The organism is Syntrophales bacterium (assembly GCA_030655775.1).
Classification (GTDB): Bacteria; Desulfobacterota; Syntrophia; order Syntrophales; family JADFWA01; genus JAUSPI01.
Genome location: JAUSPI010000256.1, coordinates 1 through 5,913 on the forward strand (window position 1 = coordinate 1; position 5,913 = coordinate 5,913).

Annotated in this window: 6 protein-coding genes; all 6 read right to left on the reverse strand. The window is 46.8% G+C overall.

Annotated features, from left to right (window positions below; genetic code table 11):
• Positions 1–21: 21 nt before the first annotated feature.
• A complete protein-coding gene (locus Q7J27_14385; protein ID MDO9530328.1) occupies positions 22–489 on the reverse strand; it encodes a response regulator in 468 nt (155 codons plus the stop codon).
• A gap of 16 nt (positions 490–505) precedes the next feature.
• Positions 506–2,101, reverse strand: coding sequence for a response regulator (locus tag Q7J27_14390; GenBank protein ID MDO9530329.1), 1,596 nt, complete (start codon positions 2,099–2,101; stop codon positions 506–508).
• A gap of 3 nt (positions 2,102–2,104) precedes the next feature.
• On the reverse strand, positions 2,105–2,833 hold the full coding sequence (locus Q7J27_14395) for a response regulator (protein ID MDO9530330.1): 729 nt from the start codon (positions 2,831–2,833) through the stop codon (positions 2,105–2,107).
• Positions 2,834–3,308: 475 nt separating this feature from the next.
• Positions 3,309–4,913: a PAS domain S-box protein gene (locus tag Q7J27_14400; protein MDO9530331.1), complete on the reverse strand. Its 1,605-nt coding sequence runs from the start codon at positions 4,911–4,913 to the stop codon at positions 3,309–3,311.
• 290 nt (positions 4,914–5,203) lie between these two features.
• On the reverse strand, positions 5,204–5,551 hold the full coding sequence (locus tag Q7J27_14405) for a hypothetical protein (protein ID MDO9530332.1): 348 nt from the start codon (positions 5,549–5,551) through the stop codon (positions 5,204–5,206).
• The coding region (locus Q7J27_14410; protein MDO9530333.1) for a nucleotidyl transferase AbiEii/AbiGii toxin family protein at positions 5,548–5,913 on the reverse strand (366 nt) is incomplete at its 5' end. The genes Q7J27_14405 and Q7J27_14410, both read right to left, overlap by 4 nt.

Consider the following 5,913-nt stretch of genomic DNA (forward strand, 5'->3'; position numbering starts at 1 on the left):
GAGGGCGACGGGCCTCCGTCGCTAAACCATTGCCCGAGCCGTTCCCTCCTCCGATGGAATCCGGTTCAGGATCAGCCAATACAGGCCGACCTGCCGGATGGCCTCGGCAAATTGCTTGAAATCCAGTGGCTTGACAATATAACTGTTGATCCCCAACCGGTAACACTCCTGAACGTCGCGCTCCGCATTAGATGTAGTAAGCGCCACCACGGGGATCAGTTGGGTGCGCGGATCTGCTTTGATCCGCTGGAGGACTTCCACACCGTCCAATTTAGGCAGTTTCAGATCGAGCAGAATCAGTTTCGGGATGCTGAAGTCGCGATGGGCATAAGCACCGGTGCAGAAAATAAATTCCAGCGCTTCCGCTCCATCTCTTACCGTACAAATGTTATTGGCAATATTGTATTGCTTGAAAGCGCGAAGCGTCAATTCCACATCATAGGGATTGTCTTCCACCAACAGGATTTCCACGGCTGTGCCCGTTGTCATAGCCACCTCCCTTATTTTACCCTGATATTGTAAAATAGACCGTTGCCCCTGTATCCGGCGCCGCCTCGATCCAGACGCGGCCGCCATGCCGCAGGATGATCCGCTGAACAATAGCCAGCCCCACACCGGTGCCTTCATAGTCTTCGGCACGATGCAGACGCGAGAACACATTAAACAGCTTGTGGACATAGCGCATATCAAACCCCACGCCATTGTCTTTAATAAAAAACACGCAGGAGCTTTCTTCCTGCCGAGAACCTATTTCGATGTGCGCCTCCTTCTTCTGGCGCGTGAATTTAAAGGCGTTCGAGAGCAGATTAAACAACACCTGCCGCAACAGAACCGGGTCGACCTCATAGGACGGCAAATTTCCTAAAATAATTTTGACGCAACGTTCTTTCCGTTCAGCCCGAAAGTCTTTTAGAACACTATTCACCAGATCATGGATATCGGCTCTCTGCTTGTTCAGCGGCTGTCGGCTTAACCGGGAAAACGTCAGCAACCCCTGAATCAGGCGGTCCATTTGCCGGCAATTGTCCTGGATGACCTGGAGGCAATGGTGGCCCTCCCTCCCGACATGCGCGCTATGACTTTCGATCATAATGCGGGCAAAGCTGTCAATCGCCCGCAGGGGCGCGCGCAGATCATGAGAAATGGAATAGGCAAACGCTTCCAGTTCACTGGTGCGCTCGCTGACACGCTGTTCCAGGCTTTCATTGAGCTTGCGGATTTTGTCATCCGCTTGCTTGCGCTCGGTGATATCGCGGTCAGCACCGCGATATCCTTTAAAATTTCCATTGGCATCATAAAAGGGAAGGCCGCTGGTTTCCAAAACTACCGGATGTCCGTCTTTGTGAAGGTTGGTGTTTTCCAAGGCAATTACAGATTTCTTTTCCGCTACCAGTGACCCAAAGATTTGGGCAACGCGTTTCATTTCTTCCGGCGGCATCAATTCAAACGGCGTTTTCCCAAGGAGTTCTTCCGGTTCGTAGCCGAGGTAGTCTCTAACCCGCGGGCTAACGTAGGTGTAATGCCCCTGGGGATCCATTTCCCAGACTCTGTCGTGCAAAGTTTCGACCAGACCCTGGAATTTATTTTTGCTGTCTTGCAATGCTTGCTCTTTGGCCCTTAACTGCTGGTTGGCATTTTTCAGTTCATTAATGGTCTTTTCCAATTTACGGCGGGTGATCTGCAATTCATCAATCAAATTCTGGTTCTCTTTAGATAACTTTATCTGATGCAAGGCCTTCTTTATAACAACTTTAACCTCGTCCATATTGAAGGGCTTTATAATGTAGGAAAAGGCCCCGCGGTTTAACGCTTCTACCGCCGACTCCAGACTCGCATAACCTGTCATCATAATAACGGCTGACTCGGGATTGACCTCCTTGGCCTCTTCCAGAATCTGGATACCGCCCACATCGGGAAGTTTCAAATCCACAATAACAATATCAAAGAGCCCTTTTCTTATCTCTTTTATCGCTTCTTTGCCGGAAGCGAATATCGTTACCTGATATCCCTTATCAACCAGGATATCCTTTAAGGTCTCCCGCATGCCCGCGTCGTCATCCACCAGTAAAATGGTGGCTTTCTTTTCGCTGATGTCCGACATATATTATGCCTTGTTTTTTATGGCCTCTTGCACCACGCCTAAGATCTTTTCAACGTCAAAAGGTTTAGTAATACAGGCGTAGGCGCCTTTATTAAGCGCCTCCTGCACCAGTTCCTCCACGGAATAACCAGTGATCATAATCACGGGGATATTGGGGTTGATCCTGTGAATCTCTTCAAAGGTCTTTACTCCGTCAATATCCGGCATTTTGATATCGAGCAGGATAATATTATACCGGCCTTTCTTTACCAACTCTATCGCTTTATAACCGCTATCCGCTTCGATTACCTTATAGCCTTTATCCTCCAGAATATCTTTTAGCGTCTCCCGGTCCTCATATCGGTCGTCAACTATCAGGACCAGTATTGTCTTTAAAACTCTTTCGATAGTTTCTACGACCCGCTCTATTTCAAAAGGTTTATATATGACCGTATAAGCGCCTTCTTCAATTGCCTCCTTGACCAAATCCTCCACGGAATAGGCCGTCATCATGATTACGGCTGTTTTGGGATTAATTTTCTTTATCTCCCGGAAGGTCTGCACCCCATTTATGCCCGGCATTTTGATATCCATAAAGATTACGTCGAAAGATTGCCTTTTCACCTTATCAATTGCCGTATAGCCGTCTTCCGCCGTAGTTACGTTATAGCCCTTATCTTGTAAAATATCGGTGATGGTCTCTAACATGCCGACCTGGTCATCAACTATTAATATATTTACATCCTTGCTCATAATACCATCTCCTTTAATTAGGCCCCGCAGCGGGACAACTTTTACTGTTTTGTTTCAGCTGCCTGAAGGGCAGCTACATCATAGCCTGGGGCGCAACCCCAGGACAAAAGGTGTTTCCGAAAACCATCCCGCACCCTGTAGGGGTGCAACATCTGCCCGGCTCCCTCAGAATGTAGCTCCCCTTCAGGGAGCATTCCTTGGCTCGGATGTTCCGCCAACCCAGCGATTCTCGCTGGGCTATGATGTTCGAGACCCCGTTGGGGTCGCATCCTCATCTTTTCTCGCATGGCCAACTAACTTTGAAATTCCTTAGCATTTAATTAGGCCCCGAAGAATGGGGCGACTATTCTGTCATCCTGAATCCGCCGCGGCGGATGAAGGATCTCCGCCATATTAACAATGCCGGCAGAGATTCCTCGCTCTGTTCGGAATGACAAGCCGTCCGTTTTGTGGCAACTTTGAAATTCCTATCCATTCAAATGCCCAATTTAACTGTAAATGTTGCCCCTTTATTAGGTTCGCTTTTTATTTCAATATCACCATGGTGTTTCTCAATTATGCCCTTGCTCACGGCCAGTCCCAGGCCAATACCTTTGGCTTTGGTGGTAAAAAACGGGTCAAACATCTTTTTAAGGTTCTCAGGGGCAATGCCTGTCCCGGCATCGGCAAATTCTATTTCCAGACAATCTTTTTCTTTTCCCTCAATTTTAAGACCGGCTTTATGCAGTCGGGAAGAAATTTTTAATTCGCCTCCCTCGGGCATGGCCTGGCAGGCATTGAGTATCAGATTCAAAAACACCTGCTTGATCTGGTCCCTGTCAATTGCCGGCTTGGGTAATCCTGGAGTCAGATTTCGATTTACCCTGACATTTTCCGGAATATTGGCCACTGGGATTGTTTCCTCTATAACCTCGTTTATCTCTGCCGGTATTAACTCTGGCAGGCGCGTCTTGGAGAAATTCAATAAATCCGAGATTATCTTATTGGAATTATTGATCTCTCTTTCCATAATATCCAGGTGTTTGGCTAACTTAGGATCCGCCGCGCCACCAATCTTGCTTTTTATATAATAAGCCGCATTTTTAATCACCCCGAGCGGATTTCTCAACTCATGCCCCACGCCTGAGGCAAGCTGGCCCACGGCAGCGAGTTTTTCCTTCTGGACCAATTCTTCCTGGGTTGTTCTGATTTCCTCATTAGCCGCTTCCAGTTCCTCGGTGGTTGACTGCAACTCTTCATTGGAAGTCTCTAATTCCTCATTGGTTGAACGGAGCTCCTCATTCATAGTCTGAAGTTCTGTCTGTGCTTTCTTACGCTCAGTGATATTGCGGTCAACGCCGCGGTACCCCTTGAAATTCCCCTCGGCGGCATAAAAAGGAAGACCGCTGGTTTCCAGGACAACCTGATGTCCATCTTTATGGAGGTTGATATTTTCCAAAGCAATGACAGGTTTCCGTTCCGCTACCAATGCCCCAAAGATTTTCGAGACGCGCCGTGCTTCCTCCGCCGACATCAGGTCAAACGGTGTTTTGCCAAGAAGTTCTTCCGATTCATAACCAAGGATGTCTCTAATCCGCGGACTGACGTAGGTGTAATGTCCCTGGGGATCCACCGCCCAGACCCAGTCGTACAACGTTTCAACCAAACATTGGAATCGTTGCTGGCTCTCCCACAGCGCTTCCTTCGCCCGCTTGCCCTCGGTGATGTCGGTGAAAAAGCCCACATTACACTTACGGCCATCTAAGACCACCAAAGTGCCGCTAATGTTAGCGTAAAATATGGTGCCGTCTTTGCGCAGGCACGGAAGATCAGGCGCCAAAGTCTTTTCGCCCGTAAGTTGAGCCTCGAACTCGGCCAGCACGTGGTCCAAGGACTCTTTGGGATGAATGTCCGCTACGCCTAGCCGCATGAACTCTTCTTCTGTGTATCCAAACATCCTGCACTGGGCTGGGTTGGCATAGCGGAATTGCTTCGTCTTCAAGTCGGCCACGAGTATTCCCTCTGCGGCGCCGGTGAACAGCGCCTTGTACATGGCTTCTGATTCCCGTAACTCATTCTTGCCTTTTTTTTCCCTCGTCATTTTTATCTCTCCTTTTTACAGCTTCTGATAAATTTTCCATCTCTTATCTATCACCTCAAATTTTTCCTGGGCCGATTAAAGTCTCGGCTTTGCCCAGGAAAAGATACCCTTTTTCATTAAGGGCCTTGAAAAAATCCATATAGATTCTACTTCGTATAATCTATTCATTTTATGTTGAACATTGTTTTGTCATCCTGAGCAGAGCGAAGGATCTCCGCCCTATTGTCAATCTCAGCTGAGATTCCTCGCTACGCTCGGAATGACATACTGCGTATAGTCGTGCCAAAATTTCAAATATCTTTGGATAGATTTTCTCCTGAAGCGCCCGCGGTAATATCCGGTTCAAGGTGGAATATTGCCCGGTCGCTAACATGATATGGCAACCTGATTTTAAACATAGTCAACCAGAAGTTCAAAACCTGTCTTAGCCAAAGACCTCTCCGGGGGTGTCTGACCACCTGTTTTATTTCGTCCTCTGGATAGACTTTGTATAACCACTTTACAGCTTCCCACTCCCCGTAATTTAAGACCTGAGTAATAATCAATTCTTTATCGGCTTTTATATCAATATTATCCGTATTATATGACCATAAACATCTGACTATATATGGGGGGATTTTTCCCTTAAATCTGTTCATTGCTCCAGTAATTCCTCCTTTCGATATTTATCCACCATATCTATAATTCTCTTTTTAATTTTTGCCCAATCAATCTTTTCAAAGGTAGTCCGGCCCCTTCCAGATTTCTCTTTTTCGGCATCATTAAAATAAGCAAGCGCTCTTAGACCAATATATTTATTAAATACTTTGTACTTAGCCTGTGTCAAATCAAACAATCGTTCCAAGCTGATATTTTTTAACAAATAGTAGACGTCTATGAAATCCCTTTTTGTGCCCCTTTGAACAATAGCGATCATTTTCATGGCGGCGATATCTTCTAAAGATAACAAATCTACATATTCCGTTTTAACCAGAGGTCTGAGCAAAGGATATCTGTATCT

Excerpts from the sequence above, each read along its gene's own strand:
- Q7J27_14385 (MDO9530328.1), bottom strand. The coding sequence starts at position 489 with ATGACAACGGGCACAGCCGTGGAAATCCTGTTGGTGGAAGACAATCCC.
- Q7J27_14390 (MDO9530329.1), bottom strand. The coding sequence starts at position 2,101 with ATGTCGGACATCAGCGAAAAGAAAGCCACCATTTTACTGGTGGATGAC.
- Q7J27_14395 (MDO9530330.1), bottom strand. The coding sequence starts at position 2,833 with ATGAGCAAGGATGTAAATATATTAATAGTTGATGACCAGGTCGGCATG.
- Q7J27_14400 (MDO9530331.1), bottom strand. The coding sequence starts at position 4,913 with ATGACGAGGGAAAAAAAAGGCAAGAATGAGTTACGGGAATCAGAAGCC.
- Q7J27_14405 (MDO9530332.1), bottom strand. The coding sequence starts at position 5,551 with ATGAACAGATTTAAGGGAAAAATCCCCCCATATATAGTCAGATGTTTA.